The sequence below is a fragment of the Micromonospora sp. DT62 genome (assembly GCF_049847285.1).
Lineage (GTDB): Bacteria > Actinomycetota > Actinomycetes > Mycobacteriales > Micromonosporaceae > Micromonospora > Micromonospora reichwaldensis.
Genome location: NZ_JBNCOB010000005.1, coordinates 236,340 through 251,467, shown reverse-complemented (window position 1 = coordinate 251,467; position 15,128 = coordinate 236,340). Strand labels below are relative to the sequence as shown.

General features: G+C 72.5%; 16 protein-coding genes. 10 read left to right on the top strand and 6 right to left on the bottom strand.

Going from position 1 to position 15,128, the window contains the following annotated elements:
• Window positions 1–189 precede the first annotated feature (189 nt).
• Window positions 190–897, top strand: coding sequence for a lysophospholipid acyltransferase family protein (locus ACPXCB_RS10450; RefSeq protein WP_357579103.1), 708 nt, complete (start codon window positions 190–192; stop codon window positions 895–897).
• A 24-nt stretch (window positions 898–921) separates the two neighbouring features.
• On the opposite strand, the gene ACPXCB_RS10445 is transcribed toward ACPXCB_RS10450, so the two are convergent.
• Window positions 922–4,485, bottom strand: coding sequence for an ATP-binding protein (locus tag ACPXCB_RS10445; RefSeq protein ID WP_425874359.1), 3,564 nt, complete (start codon window positions 4,483–4,485; stop codon window positions 922–924).
• Between the two features lie 163 nt (window positions 4,486–4,648).
• Between ACPXCB_RS10445 and ACPXCB_RS10440 the strand changes: the two genes are divergently transcribed.
• Window positions 4,649–4,858, top strand: a complete 210-nt coding sequence (locus tag ACPXCB_RS10440) for a hypothetical protein (RefSeq protein ID WP_091629607.1) — start codon at window positions 4,649–4,651, stop codon at window positions 4,856–4,858.
• A 53-nt stretch (window positions 4,859–4,911) separates the two neighbouring features.
• On the opposite strand, the gene ACPXCB_RS10435 is transcribed toward ACPXCB_RS10440, so the two are convergent.
• Complete coding sequence (locus ACPXCB_RS10435; RefSeq protein ID WP_121400498.1) at window positions 4,912–5,604, bottom strand: Crp/Fnr family transcriptional regulator; 693 nt, start codon at window positions 5,602–5,604, stop codon at window positions 4,912–4,914.
• 250 nt (window positions 5,605–5,854) lie between these two features.
• Between ACPXCB_RS10435 and ACPXCB_RS10430 the strand changes: the two genes are divergently transcribed.
• The 6 genes from ACPXCB_RS10430 (at window position 5,855) to ACPXCB_RS10405 (ending at window position 10,699) form a co-directional block, all read left to right on the top strand.
• A complete protein-coding gene (locus ACPXCB_RS10430; protein WP_089003323.1) occupies window positions 5,855–6,352 on the top strand; it encodes a polyadenylate-specific 3'-exoribonuclease AS in 498 nt (165 codons plus the stop codon).
• A gap of 61 nt (window positions 6,353–6,413) precedes the next feature.
• A complete protein-coding gene (locus tag ACPXCB_RS10425) occupies window positions 6,414–6,917 on the top strand; it encodes a pyridoxamine 5'-phosphate oxidase family protein (protein ID WP_425874357.1) in 504 nt (167 codons plus the stop codon).
• 178 nt (window positions 6,918–7,095) lie between these two features.
• The gene (locus ACPXCB_RS10420) at window positions 7,096–8,124 is read left to right on the top strand and encodes a 6-phosphofructokinase (RefSeq protein ID WP_425874355.1); all 1,029 of its coding nucleotides are present in this window, start codon (window positions 7,096–7,098) and stop codon (window positions 8,122–8,124) included.
• A 72-nt stretch (window positions 8,125–8,196) separates the two neighbouring features.
• On the top strand, window positions 8,197–9,015 hold the full coding sequence (gene proC, locus ACPXCB_RS10415) for a pyrroline-5-carboxylate reductase (RefSeq protein ID WP_151454544.1): 819 nt from the start codon (window positions 8,197–8,199) through the stop codon (window positions 9,013–9,015).
• 179 nt (window positions 9,016–9,194) lie between these two features.
• On the top strand, window positions 9,195–9,803 hold the full coding sequence (locus ACPXCB_RS10410) for a type IV toxin-antitoxin system AbiEi family antitoxin domain-containing protein (protein ID WP_425874353.1): 609 nt from the start codon (window positions 9,195–9,197) through the stop codon (window positions 9,801–9,803).
• Complete coding sequence (locus tag ACPXCB_RS10405; protein WP_425874351.1) at window positions 9,800–10,699, top strand: nucleotidyl transferase AbiEii/AbiGii toxin family protein; 900 nt, start codon at window positions 9,800–9,802, stop codon at window positions 10,697–10,699. The genes ACPXCB_RS10410 and ACPXCB_RS10405 overlap by 4 nt, the downstream gene beginning before the upstream one ends.
• Window positions 10,700–10,790: 91 nt before the next feature.
• On the opposite strand, the gene ACPXCB_RS10400 is transcribed toward ACPXCB_RS10405, so the two are convergent.
• Complete coding sequence (locus ACPXCB_RS10400) at window positions 10,791–12,083, bottom strand: exo-beta-N-acetylmuramidase NamZ family protein (RefSeq protein WP_425874349.1); 1,293 nt, start codon at window positions 12,081–12,083, stop codon at window positions 10,791–10,793.
• 171 nt (window positions 12,084–12,254) lie between these two features.
• Between ACPXCB_RS10400 and ACPXCB_RS10395 the strand changes: the two genes are divergently transcribed.
• Complete coding sequence (locus ACPXCB_RS10395; protein WP_151454549.1) at window positions 12,255–12,605, top strand: DUF2203 domain-containing protein; 351 nt, start codon at window positions 12,255–12,257, stop codon at window positions 12,603–12,605.
• A gap of 74 nt (window positions 12,606–12,679) precedes the next feature.
• Here ACPXCB_RS10395 and ACPXCB_RS10390 read toward each other — a convergent pair whose 3' ends face one another.
• Window positions 12,680–13,483 (bottom strand): NAD(P)-binding domain-containing protein, encoded by an 804-nt coding sequence (locus ACPXCB_RS10390; RefSeq protein ID WP_425874504.1) that lies wholly within the window; start codon window positions 13,481–13,483, stop codon window positions 12,680–12,682.
• A 95-nt stretch (window positions 13,484–13,578) separates the two neighbouring features.
• On the opposite strand from ACPXCB_RS10390, the gene ACPXCB_RS10385 reads away from it, so the two are divergent.
• A complete protein-coding gene (locus tag ACPXCB_RS10385; RefSeq protein WP_425874347.1) occupies window positions 13,579–14,019 on the top strand; it encodes a DUF4259 domain-containing protein in 441 nt (146 codons plus the stop codon).
• 10 nt (window positions 14,020–14,029) lie between these two features.
• Here the strand turns inward: ACPXCB_RS10385 and ACPXCB_RS10380 are convergent, their stop codons facing one another.
• Complete coding sequence (locus ACPXCB_RS10380) at window positions 14,030–14,461, bottom strand: hypothetical protein (protein WP_425874345.1); 432 nt, start codon at window positions 14,459–14,461, stop codon at window positions 14,030–14,032.
• A 78-nt stretch (window positions 14,462–14,539) separates the two neighbouring features.
• Window positions 14,540–15,034, bottom strand: a complete 495-nt coding sequence (locus ACPXCB_RS10375) for a glutathione peroxidase (RefSeq protein ID WP_425874343.1) — start codon at window positions 15,032–15,034, stop codon at window positions 14,540–14,542.
• Window positions 15,035–15,128: the final 94 nt, after the last annotated feature.

Below are 15,128 nucleotides of genomic sequence, written 5' to 3'. Positions count from 1 at the left end.
CGCGACGGACGGCGGTACGTCGACAGGCGACACCGCCCGCCCGTCGCCCGCCCGCGGCTGTCCGGGTTGGACGCTCCGCGCCACGCGGGCCGGATCACGTTGTGGCGGCACGCATCGGGTTCGTAGGCTCATGCCCACGACGACCGTGGCGACGCGGCGGCGCCGCGACCACCTCTGGAAAGGACGCCGGTGCTGTACTGGCTGATGAAGTACGTGCTCCTCGGCCCGCTGCTGAGGCTGGTCTTCCGCCCGCAGGTCGAGGGGCTGCACCACGTGCCCGACACCGGGCCGGTGATCCTCGCCAGCAACCACCTGTCGTTCTCCGACTCGATCTTCACGCCGCTGGTCGTGAAGCGGCGGGTGACGTTCATCGCCAAGGCCGAGTACTTCACCGGCAAGGGCGTCAAGGGCTGGCTGACGAAGATGTTCTTCGTCGGCTCCGGCACCATCCCGGTCGACCGCTCGGGCGGCCGGGCGGCCAGGGCGGCCCTGGACACCCAGCTGCGGGTACTGCGCGCCGGTGGCATCGCCGGCATCTATCCCGAGGGCACCCGCTCGCCGGACGGCCGGCTCTACCGCGGCAAGACCGGCGTGGCCCGGCTGGCCCTGGAGAGCGGCGCCCTGGTCATCCCGACGGCGATGCTCAACGCCGACGAGATCCAGCCGCCCGGCAAGCTGATCCCCAAGATCGCCCGGGTGCGGATCCGGTTCGGCCCGCCGCTGGACTTCTCGCGCTACGCCGGGATGGCCGGTGACCGGTACGTCGAGCGCGCGGTGACCGACGAGATCATGTACGAGCTGATGGAGCTCTCCGGCCGCGAGTACGTCGACATGTACGCCCAGAAGGCCAAGAGCCCGCCCGCCGGCCCGGTCCCCCGCGAGCCGGTCCCCGCCTGACGGGCCGCCGCCCGCGTCGACCGGTCAGCAGGCGAGGGCGGTGTCGGCGGCGGTCGTCGGGGGGCGGGCCAGGTCCAGCAGGACGGGGGCGTCGTTGCGCAGCGCGAAGGCGCGCAGCTCGGCCAGCTCCGGGCGGCCCGCCGTCGACTCGCCGGCCCGCTCCAGCTCCACCGTCGCGAAGGTCAGCGCCAGCATCCGGTCCGTCACGTCCGGGATGCCGGCGTAGATCTCGGCGCCGGCCAGGTGCAGCTCGGCGGCCCGCCGGTGGTCGCCGTCCGCGGCGGCCAGGGCACCGGCCACCGTTCGGCGCGCCGCCTCGGACCAGGGTGTGCGGTGACCCACCCGGTCCAGCATCGCGCGTACCCGTGCCGCCGCCTCCCGCCCGGCGAGGCTGGCCGCGTATCCGGCCGCCGGGATCCACTCGCCGCTGGCGATGGCGGGCACCACCGACCAGGAGTCGGCCAGCTCGTCGATCAGCGCCGTCGCCTCCTGCCGGCGTCCCTGCAGGGCCCGGCAGAGCGCGCCCATCCCCAGCATCGTCCAGTGCGGTCGGTGGAAACCGCTGCGCCGGGCGGCGTCGAGCGCGGCCGCCACGTCGTCGCTGAACGTGGCGGCGGCGTCGTCGTCCGAGTGGGAGCGCGCCTGCGGCACCCGCTCGCCGCGCAGTACCAGCAGGCAGGAGCGCAGGCCGCGGACCTGCATGTCCCAGCTGCCGGTCGGGGTGTCCACGAAGGCCTCGGCGGCGGCCAGCAGCCGGTCGAAGTCGCCCTCGAACCAGGCGCGCATCGCCTCGGCCGAGTAACTCGTGGTCAGCGTCTGCCCGCTGGCCTTGCGGGTCGGCGACGACGAGAGCAGGGCGTCCGAGCGCAGCCAGTCGCCCTCCTCGCAGACGGCGTAGGCGAGGTTCTGCATGGCCCGGGGCAGGGCGATCAGCTGGTTGGCGCGGCTGAGCTCGACGATTGCGTGCAGGTCGTCCAGGCCGGACCGGTCACCCGCCTGGTAGCGGGCGATCGCCGAGGTGATCCGGGCGTTGGTGCGGGTCTCGGTCAGCCTCAGCCGCTCACCGATCTCCGCCGCCCGGTCGGCCGCGGCGACCGCCGGATCACGCTCGTAGTTGAGCATGTGCAGCCGGCCCAGCTCGGCGTAGGCGTCCGCCTTCTGCGGGCTGTCCGGCAGCGGGTCGAAGAGCTCGACGGCCCGGTCCAGGCAGGCGAGCGCGGCGGCCCGGTCGGCGCGCAGCCACGCGGCCTGACCGAGCAGCGTCCAGGCGCGCGCCGCGCAGGCGTCGTCGTCGTGCGCCAGCAGCCGGTCGGCGAGCGCCTGCACCTGCTCGGGCCCGCCGCCGGAGAGGAAGACGTTGCCGTCGCGGTAGAAGGAGATCTCGGTGCTGAGCAGCTCGAGTTGGAGCCGGTCGAGCGGGTCGGAGTCGTCGGCCAGCCCGAGCGCCCGGCCCGCGTGGCTCGCCGCGACGTCGAGACTGTGCAGCGCGTACGCCCGGCGGGCCGCCCGGTGCAGCGCGGCCCGGGCGGGGCCGGCGAACCGGGCGATCTCCATGCCCAGCGACCGGGCGATCTCGTGGGCCGCCCACCGGTGGTGGGCCAGCACCTCCGCCAGGTCGGTGTCCCGGCTCTGCGAGAGCATGTCCAGCCACTGCGCCGTCCGCTCGTGCCGCGCCACCCGCTCGGTACGGGGCAGCCGCTGGTAGCAGACGTCGCGCACCAGCACGTGCCGGAACCGGTACTCGGGCTGACCCGCCATCGTGGAGGCGGCCTGCTCGTGCACGAAGTCCCGCTGCTCCAACCGGCGCAGCGCGCGCTCCACCGACTCGACGGGCTGCCCGAGCGCGGCGGCCACGGCCCCCGGCCAGAACTGCACGCCGACCACGGCGGCGGCCAGCAGCACCGTGCGCTCCTTGGCGTCGAGCAGGTCGATGCGGTTGGCGATGACGGCGTGCACGCTCTCCGGCATCGGCAGGTCGAGGTGCTTCTCCAGCGACCAGCCCCGCACGGACTGGCGCAGCGCGCCCTGCTCGATCAGCATCCGGACGTACTCGTGGGCGTAGAGCGGGTTGCCGCCGGCCACCTCGATCAGCGGGCTGAGCATGTCGGCGGAGAAGGCCGCCCGGCCGAACATGTGGGCGTAGAGCGCGGCGATGCCCGTGTCCCGCAGCGGGGGCAGGGTGATGGTCACCGAGCCGGTGATCGTCCCCGCCCAGCTCGGGTCCCGGTCGACGAGTTCCGGGCGGGCGGTGCAGAGCAGCAGCAGCGGCACGTCCCGGGCGGCGGTGCCGAGCAGCTCCACGAAGCGCAGCATCGCGTCGTCGGCCCAGTGCAGGTCCTCGAAGACCAGCACGGTCGGCCGGCGTGCGGCCAGGGCGAGCAGGAAACGCCGCCACGCCGACCCGGTCTCCTCGGCCGGCAGCGCGGTCCCCGGCAGCCCGACGAGGGGCCGTAGGGCGTCGACGAGGCGCTGCCGCTCGCCCGGGCCGACCAGCTCGCCGACGGCCGAGGCGAGCCGCTGGGCGGCGCTCGACGCCGGGTCGGTGTCCAGGATGCCGGCCTCGGACTTGACGATGTCGGCCAGCGCCGCGAACGTGACGTTCTCGCCGAACGGCGGGCACCGCCCGATCCGCCAGGTCAGCGGCTCGTCGACCAGCTGGTCCACGTGCCGGTACAGCTCCCGGACCAGCCGGCTCTTGCCCAGTCCGGCCCGGCCGAAGACGGTCACCACCTGCGGGCGGCGGTCGCGCAACGACCGGTGCAGGGCGTTGACCAGCATCCCCAGCTCGTGTTCGCGGTCGATGAGCGGCGTGACGTCCGGCTGCCGGTCCGTCGGCTGCCGGCGGACCGGGGACAGGGCCAGCCACACCTCGGTCGTCGTCGACCGCCCGCGCAGGGTGACCGGCGGCTGCTCCGAATAGCGGATCGCGTCCCGGGTGAGGGCGTGCGTCGTGCCGCAGACCAGCACCCCGCCCGGCGGCGCGACCGACTGCATCCGCGACGCCGTGTTGACCACGTCGCCGGCCACGATCGCCTGACCGCCGTCGCGGGCGGCGGCCACGTCGACCAGCGCCTCGCCGGTGGCCACCCCGACCCGGAAGCGCAGCGCGTCGGCGCCAGTGGGGGCGAAGCGGGTCAGCACGCGTTGCAGCTCCAGCCCGGCCCGCACGCAGCGCAGCGCGTCGGTCTCGGTCGCCACAGGCGCGCCGAACAGGGCCATCACCGCGTCGCCGATGTACTTCTCCACCACCCCGCCGTACTGCCCCACGACGCGACGGGCGGCCGAGAAGAACCCGGTCTGCATGCCGCGGACCAGCTCCGGGTCCGCCCGCTCGACGTACGGGGTGAAGTCGATCAGGTCGACGAAGAGCACGCTGACCCGGCGGCGGTCCTCCTGCGGAGCCGGCTGTCGCTCGCTGCCCGGCCGGGCGGCGCCGCAGGAGGTGCAGAACGCCACGTCCTGGGCGAGCGGGCGCAGGCAGTGCGGACAGACCGCGCCCAGCTCGTTGCCGCAGCCGCCGCAGAAGCGGTCGCCCGAGGCGGCCGTACGTCCACAGCGGTCACACTGCGTGGCGATGACGCCCTCCACTCGCGATCCCGCCGGCGCCGTGATCGGCACCGTTCCGGTGTCAGTATCGCCGTCCGCCCAGCTGTCGGGTACCGGGCTGTTGGCTTGTGGACAGTCCACCGGGCGGCCCTGCGGTTACAGTCAGGCGGCTGATTGTCGACCATTGACCACAGGGGGATTCCCGATGGTGTACGTGATGTTGCAGAGCGACTGGACCGACGGCAGCGGGGTCAGCCACCTCGCGGGCGACTCCGTCGACGTGGACGCCGCCACGCTGGCCGCGCTCCAGGCGCAGGGGATCGTCAGCGAGCAGTCCGGTGGCGGCAAGGACGGCACGGAGTGGGTCGGGCCGGGCAGCACCAACTGGGTCGGGCCGGGCAGCAACACTCCCTGACACCCCGCACGAAAGGGCCGGAGCAGCCGCTCCGGCCCTTTTTCGCGTACGCCTCAGCGCTCGCTCATGCCGGCGCGGCGGCGCAGCGCCGCGACGTCGGTGACCACGATGCGCCGGCCCTCGGTGCGCAGCCAACCCCGGTTGGCGAACGACCCGATCGCCTGGTTGACGCTCTGCCGCGAGCCGCCGGCCATCTCCGCGAGCTGGCTCTGGTTGAGCTCGATGGTGATCATCGGGGCCTGGCTCTCGCCGGCCAGCCGCACCAGGGTCTTGGCCACCCGGCCGGGCAGGTCCAGGAAGACGTGGTCGGCGTTCTGCTCGGTCAGCCGCCGGATCAGCCCGCCGAGCGAGCGCATCACCGCGTCGAGGATGCGTGGGTTGGAGTGCACCAGCTCCATGAACGCGCCCCGGGACAGCGCGAGCGCGGCGCAGTCCTCGATCGCCTCGGCCGAGGCGGACCGGGTGGAGGCGTCGAGCAGGGAGACCTCGCCCAGCACGTCCGGCGGACGGATGACCGACAGCACGGCGCGTTCGCCGGTCGGCGCGGTGCGGAAGACCGCGACCGCGCCCCGACGCAGGACGATGAGGGACTCGCCGGGGTCGTTCTCGACGAAGAGCAGTTGGCCCTTGCGGTACGTGCGGGGGACCGCCGCGGCGATGACCCGCTGCCGGACCTCCGGCTCCAGCCCGGCGAACATCTCCACACCCGTGAGCGCGTCACCAGGCTCCGGCAGGCGCATCTCCACGGTCCAACCCCTCCCCGGTCAAGGACCACAACTCGCTCACCGGGTGAACCTGAAGGCCCTCGACGAGGTGAACTGACACCGGTTCGGCGTCCGGTAGCGGTACACATCAGATCATGACGGTCCGGTCGCTTGCTGTACACCCCTCAAATCACTTCCGTGACACTCCCGAGCTGCGACGACCGGCGTGGTGGGGGCGATCCGACCGCCCCGGTCGTCGCGCCGCCGAGGGCGTGGGCGAGGATGACGGGCGATGGTCTACCGCTATTTCTACGACTGCGAGTTCATCGAGGACGGCCGGCTCGTCGACCTCGTGTCGATCGGCGTCGTCGACGAGTACGGCCGTGAGTTCTACGCCGTCTCGACCGAGTTCGACGACTCGCGGGCCGTGCCCTGGGTGCGCCGCAACGTGCTCGACAAGCTGCCCTCCCCGGCGAACCGCGCCTGGCGTTCCCGCGAGCGCATCCGCGACGAGCTGTACGACTTCCTCGTCGAGCCGGTCCGCGACCGCCCGGGCGAGCAGCTGGAGCTGTGGGCCTGGTACGCCGCGTACGACCACGTCGCCCTGGCCCAGCTGTGGGGCGCCATGCCGGCGCTGCCCCGGGAGATCCCCCGGTTCACCAAGGACCTGCGCCAACTCTGGGACGACCGGGGTCGGCCGCCGCTGCCGGACGCCGACGCGGCGCGGCACGACGCGTTGGTCGATGCCCGGCACAATCTGGCCCGGTGGCGGGCGATGACCGGTTCGTAGGTTTGGTCGGTTCTGTCCCGGGCACCGGTGCGACGTCGAGCCGATGTGAGGGAGAGTCCCAATGAGCAACGAACCGACCAACGCCGCCGAGGCCCGGCGCCGGGTGACCGAGCTGGTCCGCGAGGCCCGCATCTGCATGCTGACCACGATCGCCGTGGACGGCCGGATGGTGAGCCGTCCGATGGGGTTGCAGGAGGCGGAGTTCGACGGCGACCTGTGGTTCTTCGCGTACGCCGACTCCGCCAAGGTCCGGCAGATCCGCGTGAACCCCGAGGTCAATGTCTCCTTCTCCGACTCCCGGCGCAACTCCTGGGTGTCGGTCGCGGGCACGGCCCGGGAGGAGTACGACCGGGCGAAGGCCGAGGAGCTGTGGAACCCGGTGCTCAAGGCCTGGTTCCCGGACGGGTTGGAGACCTCCGGACTCACCCTGCTCAAGGTGCACGCCGGATCCGCGGAGTACTGGGACTCTCCGTCGAGCACGGTGGTGAACCTGTTCGGCTACGCGAAGGCGGCGGTGACCGGCAAGCCGCCGGAGGTGGGGGAGAACCACGAGGTCAGCTACTGACCGGTAGACCGCCCGCCGGTGGGATCGGCCCGGGGCGCGGTGTCGGCGTACGCCCGCGGCGACTACAGTGCGCACTGACGGCCCGCCCCGGGCCGGCAACGGCGCCGATGGTCTTGATTCGACACATATCCTGGGGCAAATCGGGCTTCACCTGATGCTCCCAGGAGGATGAGCGATCATGCGTATCGGCGTGCTCACCGGCGGCGGCGACTGCCCAGGTCTCAACGCGGTCATCCGGGCGGTGGTCCGCAAGGGCGTCGCCAGCTACGGCCACGAGTTCGTGGGTTTCCGGGACGGCTGGAAGGGCCCGTTGGAGGGCCTGTCCCGCCCCCTGGGCATCGCGGAGGTCCGCGGCATCCTGCCGCGCGGCGGCACCATCCTCGGCTCGTCCCGGACGAACCCCTTCAAGATCGAGAGGGGTGTCGAGCGGATCAAGGAGAACCTCGCCGCGCAGGGCGTGGACGCGCTCATCGCGATCGGCGGCGAGGACACCCTCGGTGTGGCCACCAAGCTGCACGAGCTCGGGGTCCACGTGATCGGCGTGCCGAAGACGATCGACAACGACCTCGGCGCCACCGACTACACCTTCGGCTTCGACACCGCCGTGAACATCGCGATGGAGGCCATCGACCGGCTGCACACCACCGCCGAGAGCCACCACCGCACCCTGGTGGTCGAGGTGATGGGCCGGCACGCCGGCTGGATCGCCCTGCACGCCGGCCTGGCCGGTGGCGCCAACGTGATCCTGCTGCCGGAGCGGCAGTTCGACGTCGAGCAGGTCGCCGGCTACGTCGAGAAGCGCTTCCAGCACCAGTACGCCCCGATCGTCGTGGTCGCCGAGGGTGCCCAGCCGCTCGACGGCCAGATGGTCCTGCACAACCAGGAACTCGACGCGTTCGGCCACGTCCGCCTCGGCGGCATCGGCCAGTGGCTCGCCGAGCAGCTGGAGGCCAAGACCGGCAAGGAGGCCCGCACCGTCGTGCTCGGGCACATCCAGCGCGGCGGCACCCCGAGCGCCTTCGACCGGGTGCTCGCCACCCGCCTCGGCCTCCAGGCGATCGACGCGGTCCACGAGGGCGACTGGGGCAAGATGGTCGCGATGCAGAGCACGGACATCGTCCGCGTTCCGCTGGCCGAGGCCACCCGCGAGCTGAAGACCGTGCCGCTGGAGCGGTACGCCGAGGCCGAGGTCTTCTTCGGCAGCTGATCCATCCCCGGCGTCGCGGCGGGCCGTCCGGCCCGTCGCGACGCCGGTCCACTTCGAGGGGGTACGACGGCGATGGCGGGTTCGGTGCACACGGTCGCGGTCATCGGGGCCGGCAAGATCGGCGAGCTGATGCTCTCCGGGCTGCTCCGGTCGGGCTGGCCGGTCGACCGGTTGCTCGCCACCGCCCGCCGGCCCTCCCGCGCCGAGGAACTGACCGCCCGCTACGGGATCCGGGTGGTCGACAACCTCACCGCCGTGGCCGAGGCGGAGGTGCTCGCCGTCTCCGTCAAGCCGCAGGACGCGGCGACGCTGCTGGACGAGATCGGGCCGAAGGTGCCCGCCGACAAGCTGGTCATCTCCCTCTGCGCCGGCCTGCCGACCAGCTTCTTCAACCGTCGGCTGCCCGAGGGCACGCCCGTGGTGCGGGTGATGACCAACACCCCGGCCCTGGTGGACCAGGCGATGACGGCGATCTCCGCCGGCGCCCACGCCACCGGTACGCACCTGGCGCTGGCCGAGGAGATGTTCAAGCCGCTGGGTTCGACCGTCCGGGTGCCCGAGTCCCAGCAGGACGCGGTGACCGCGCTCTCCGGCTCCGGGCCGGCGTACTTCTACCTGCTGGTCGAGGCGATGATCGACGCCGGCATCCTGCTCGGCCTGCCCCGGCAGGTCGCGCACGAGCTGATCGTGCAGACCGCCATCGGCTCGGCCGTGATGCTGCGCGACTCCGGCGAGCACCCGGTGAAGCTGCGCGAGGCGGTCACCTCGCCGGCCGGCACCACCATCTCCGCCGTGCGCGAGCTGGAGAAGCACGGCGTACGCGCGGCGCTGCTCGCCGCGCTGGAGGCGGCCCGCGACCGCGCCCGCGAACTGGCAGCCCAGGCCGACTGAGCCGCACCGCCGACCAGCGTCTGCCGTGCCCCACGGAGGTCGCGGTCCGGCCAGCGTCCGACCCAGGTCGCCACCCATGCCCTTGCCGGCCCTTCGGAAGATGACCTCGCAGCGCGACGCGCTGGGCGACTGGCAAGGAAATCCGCTACAGATGCTCCCAACCTGTATAGAGTTTCCTTGTGGGGTCGGCGGACGGGTCGGAGGCTGAGAACACGCCGCTGCAGGGGCTCCCAGCGACCTTCACCTATTCCCAAGCCCTCGAAGCCGGGCTTTCCGAGTGGCAGTTGTACCGGCTGCGCGATCGAGGGCTCGTTGAACGTGTCGGCAGAGGTCTCTACCGGCGACCTGATGCCGAGGCGGCGGACATCGATCTCATCGAAGTCGCCAGTCGCGCTCCGTCAGCCACACTATGCCTGGTCACGGCCCTTGCCCGGCACGGTCTTACCGATGAGATCCCCTCTCGCATCGACGTCGCGCTACCTCGCGGGCAGCATCGGCCTGTTACCACCTCGCCGGTCGCCTGGCACTGGTTCGACCCAGCCACGTTCCAGATCGGTCGCACCGAGCTGCGACTGGATCCGGAGACCTCGATCGGGCTCTACAACCCTGAGCGCAGCATCCTCGATGCCGTCCGCCTGCGGCATCAGGAAGGGCCGGAACTGGCGTACGCCTCGCTGAGGCGCTGGCTGCGGCGGGGCGGCGCATCGCCGTCGGCACTGCTGACGATGGCTCGGCACTTCCCCAAGGCCGAGCGACCCCTTCGAGAGGCGCTGGAGATCCTGCTGTGACAGCACGCCCGACCCGATCCACCGTCGCTGGTCGCGCCTATCTCGACCTGCAGAACCTCGCCCGCCGCACGGGTCGTCCCACGGATGAACTGCACCAGGTCTACGCCCTGGAGGGGTTCCTCGCCCGGGTGACTCATTCCCCGTACGCGGACAAACTCGTTCTCAAGGGCGGTGTGCTACTCGCCGCCTACGCTGCCCGGCGGCCCACCCGCGACGTGGATCTCCAAGGCCGATGGATCTCCAACGACACCGCCCAGGTGCTCGGCATCGTCCGCCAGATCGCGGCTCTGCACCTCGACGACGGTCTCGTGTTCGACGCGGCGGGCGCAGGCGCCGAGACGATTCGAGACGACGACGTGTACTCCGGAGTCCGCGTCACCCTGGCCGGCACTCTCGCCGCCGCGCGTCTGACCTTCCACGTCGACGTCAACGTGGGCGACCCGATCTGGCCCGATCCGCAGCAGGTCAAGCTGCCGCGTCTGCTCGACGGGGAAATCATCGTCACCGGCTATCCGCTTCCGATGGTGCACGCGGAGAAACTGGTGACGGCACTACAGCGTGGCGAGGCGAACACCCGTTGGCGCGATTTCGCCGACGTCTACCTGCTGTCGAATCGGCACGATGTCGATGGCGACGACCTGGCGGCGGCGGTGCAGCGGGTCGCTGAGTACCGCCAGGTGACGCTTGAGCCGCTGAGTCGCGCCCTCGATGGATATGCGGCGCTGGCGCAACCACGATGGGCGGCTTGGCGGCGTAAGCACCGCCTCGACGATCGGCTTCCTCGGGACTTCGGCGAGGTGTTGCAGCGGGTGTCGGGGCTCGCCGACCCCGCGCTGGCCGGAACCTGTCGCGGGCAAACCTGGATCGCGGCGGCCTCGACGTGGACTGGCACGTGACGACAGTCGAGGTGCGGCATGCGGACACCGATCCGCAGGTGCCGTTCGGCGTCCGCCGCCCGGGATCCGGGCGACGGACGGCCGGACGTCCTCAGTAGAGCAGGTGGGGCTTGCGGCGGCGGTCGAAGTCCGCCAGCTCGTCGGCCCAGGCGCCGACCACGTCGTCCACGTCGGCGCCCGCGTCGATCATCGTGCGCAGCCGCGGCGACCCGGTGAGCTTGTCGATCCAGTACGGACGCACGGTGTCCCACGAGTCGCGCCGCCACGCGAACGCCTCGTACTTGTGCGCCTCCACCAGCATCGCGACCGCCGTGCGGATCGGGTCGTACTTCGCGCGGTCGACGACCTTGACCTCGACGCCGGCGCAGAGCTTGTTGAGCAGCGCGGGCTTCTGCCCGGCGGACGTCGGCGTGAAGTACGCCTCGCGGAACTCGACGCCGGGCAGCTCGCGGGCGTTGAGCCGGTCGGACCAGTGGTAGTCGAAGTCCTCGGCCAGCCCGCCGATCAGCTCGAACGGCTTGCAGGTGCCCCGGCCCTCGGTGAGCGAGGCGACGCCCTCGAACAGGCCGGTGCCGGGGTAGACCAGCGCGGTGTCCGTGGTGGGCATGTTCGGGCTGGGCAGCACCCAGGGCAGGTCGGTGTCAGCGGCCAGCTTGTCGCGCTTCCAGTGCCGGCACTTCACGACGTGCAGGTCGACCTGGCGGCCGGCCTCGGCGGGCAGGAACTCGGCGTTGAAGAACCGGGCCAGCTCGCCGACGGTCATGCCGTGCTGCTGGACGATCTCCTTCAGGCCCACCCCCGAGGTGTAGCCGGCGGTCATCATCGGCCCGTAGGCCCGGCCACCGACCGGGTTCGGCCGGTCGAGGACCACGTACCGCTTGCCGACGCGGGCCGCGGCCATCATCGAGGTGTACATGGTCCAGATGTACGTGTAGAAGCGGGCGCCGACGTCCTGGATGTCGAAGACGACGGTGTCGACGCCGGCCTGGGTGAACATGGTCTCCCACTTGGCCAGCGAGGCGCCGTACGCGTCGTAGACGGTGACCCCGGTGCGGGCGTCGATGCCGGTGCCCTCGCTGCCGCCGGCCTGCGCCGAGCCGCGGAAGCCGTGCTCGGGGCCGAAGGCGGCGGCCAGCCGGACCGTGCCGGAGGCGTGCATCAGGTCGACCAGGTGCCGGTAGGCCGAGTCCACGCCGGTGGGGTTCGAGATCACCCCGACCCGCTGGCCGGCGAGTTCGGCGAAGTCGGACCGGACGAGCACGTCGAGCCCGGTCTCCACGTGGCGGATGCCGGGCGCGGCGTGACCGGCCGCGCCGGGTGCCGTCGCCGCGACCGCGCCCGCGGTCACCGCACCCGCTCCGGCCAGGAACTTCCTTCGCTCCATGTCGACCCTCCCGTCGGTTTGGTCGAAACTTAGCTACACGTTGATGCCCCGTCAAGGAAGGTTAGCTACAAAGCGGAGGTGAACGGGCCCGGCCGGCGGCGCTGACGGACCTGCCACCCGGGCGGCGCGTGGTGCGGGCCCACCGGTCGGGCGGTGCTCCATACTGGCCCGGTGTTCACCCTCGCCCAGGCCCGCCACCTGATCGCCACCCTGCGCCCGCGCGTCGACGAGCTGATCCGGCTGCGGGCCGACCTGGCCGAGCTGCGCGTCGACCTGGCCGACCGGGGTGCCAGCCCACTCGGCGGGCTCGCCGAGGTCAAGGGGCTGGAGGCGCGGCTGCACGCCCTCGTCGAGGAGTTGCACTCCCACGACATCCAGGTCAAGGGAATCGCGCCGGTCCTGCTCGACTTTCCCGGTGAGCGCGACGGCCGGCCGGTGCTCTGGTGCTGGCTGGAGGGGGACACCGACGTGCGCTGGTACCACCGGATGGAGTGCGGCTTCGCCGGTCGCCGCCCGCTCTGATCCGGTCCGGTCGGCCGCGCCCGTGGTGCGTCAGGCCAGGGACGTGCGGCGGCGCCGGCCGGAGGGGCGGCGGCTCAGCGGGTGGCCTGGGTCAGGGCGGCCCGCACCCTGGTGGCGTCGGCCGGCGCCTCGCGCTCCCAGTCCGCCGGGTCGGCCGAGTAGATGGTCCCGTAGGCGGGGGTGTCCGGCTGGTAGCGCCAGCTCTCGGCGAGGGTACCGGCGTCCACGGCGTCGTAGCCGATCCGGTCGAGGAAGGCGGTGGCCTCCGCCTTCGCGCCCGCGTCGTCGCCGGCGACGGGCAGCGCGCTGCGGTCGTCGGCCCCGGTCGGCCGGGCCAGCGCGTGCAGGTGCTTGAAGAAGATGTTGTTGAACACCTTGACCACGCGCGACTGCGGCAGGTGCCGCTGGAGCAGTTCGCTGCTGGTGGTGGAGCCCGAGTCGAGCTCGGGGAACCGGCCGTCCCGCTCCGGGTAGTAGTTGTTGGTGTCCAGCACGAGCTTGCCGGCCAGCGGCTCGACCGGCACGTCCCGGTACGCCTTCAACGGGATGGTGACGACCACCAGGTCGCCGGCCTCCGCGGCCTCGCTGGCCGTGGCCGCCCGGGCGCGTGGGCCCAGCTCCTCGACGAGATCCTTCAGGGTCTCCGGGCCGCGCGAGTTGCTCAGCACCACGTCGTAGCCGGCGGCCACCGCCAGCCGCGCCACCGTGCCGCCGATGTGTCCACTGCCGATCAGTCCCACAGTTGTCATGTCGGTCCCTAACCCCGTTCGCGGTGACGGTATTCCCCACCGGTGTGGTCGACAATTCCGTCTGGTGTCCGGTGCGCCGCCCGCCCAACGTACTGCCGGCCCGGGCGCGGGGGGCCGGCTTCGGGACAACGCCCGCCGGGCGGCCCGCAACGCGTCACGGCGGAAACGATGTCGGCCCCGGCGGCTAGCCTGCCTCCACTTGCGAACACGGAACGGGGAGTGCGATGGGCACGTGGGCGGCGGGACCGTTCGACAACGACGCGGCGGCGGACTGGTGCGCCGACCTCGACGAGGCGTCGCCGGAGCGGCGGCCCCGGCTGGTGGAGCTGGCGCTGCGCGAGGCGGTGCGGGAGGGCGACTTCCTGGACTCGTGGCCCGGCGCCAAGGCGGTCGCGGCGTCGGCGGTGGTCGCCGCGCACCTTCCCGGCGGCCCGCCGGTCGATTCGGCGTACGCGCCGGACTTCCTCACCGCCGGCGGGCGTCTGACGCTTTCCGCGGAGCTGCCGGCGCTGGCCCTGCGGGCGCTGGACCGGGTGCTCGCCGACGGGTCCGAGCTGGCCGAGCTCTGGGAGGAGGCCGGGGAGCTCGACGAGTTCGCCGCCGCGCTCGCCCCGATCCGGGCCGCGCTGGCCAATCCGACCGGGGCCGTCGTCGTCGGGGGTTGAGGCGCGAGGGTCACGGCTGGCGGGGGCCGGGCGGGGTGCGCCCCGTCCGGCCGCCCGGATCGCCGTCGCGCCGGACCGCCACGACCACCCGCTCGACGCGCTCGCCGGTGGTCGGGTCGGTCCAGACGAGCACCACCGGCCCGGCCGCCGCGAGGAGCTCCCGGGCGAACGGCGGCAGGTCCTCAGGCGACATCCGGATGTAGGACGTCGCGTCCTCGAACCGGCCGCGCAGGTGTTCCAGCGTGAAGCGGTGCCGCCCCGAGGCGTCGAGGTGTCCGGGAGCCGGTGGGAGGTGCCGCAGGTGGCCGTGGTCGCGCAGCACGTCGTCGGGCACGGCGGCGTCGAGCACCACCCGACCGGCGTCGAGCGGACGCTGGATGCTGACGTGGTGCTCGGGCGGGATCTGGCCCGGTGTGAGCGCCGGCTGCACCGCGAAGAACATCCCGCCCCCTCCACTCGGACCAGATGTCGCCGATCGTAGTCCGTTCGGCACACAGCGGCACGGCCGAGGCGGGTGCCCTCAGACCGCCGCGGGCAGCACCTTCTCGATCGCGGCGCGCAGGTCCGCCGAGCCGGGCTCGACGGTGGGCGCGAACCGGGCCGCCACCGTGCCGTCCGGGGCGACGAGGAACTTCTCGAAGTTCCACCGCACGTCGCCGGCGTGGCCCTCCGCGTCGGCCGTGTCGACCAGCGCCGCGTAGAGCGGGTGGCGGCCGGGGCCGTTCACGTCGACCTTCTCGGTGAGCGGGAAGGTCACCCCGTAGTTGACCTGGCAGAAGTCGCTGATCTCGGCGGCGGTGCCCGGCTCCTGGCCGGCGAACTGGTTGCAGGGCACGCCGAGCACCACCAGGCCGCGGTCGGCGTACTCGTCGTGCAGCGCCTGGAGGCCGGCGTACTGCGGGGTGAGGCCGCAGCGCGAGGCGACGTTGACCACCAGCAGGGCGCGTCCGCGGTACCGCGCGAGGTCGGCCGGACCTCCGGCCAGGGCGTCGATCCGGGTGTCGAAGACGGTCATGGGTCGAGGCTACGCGCCGTCGCGGGGCCGTCGCCCGGGGGAGCGGCCGGAGGGCTGGTCGCGCTCCCAAGGTAAATCGATACATCGACATCTT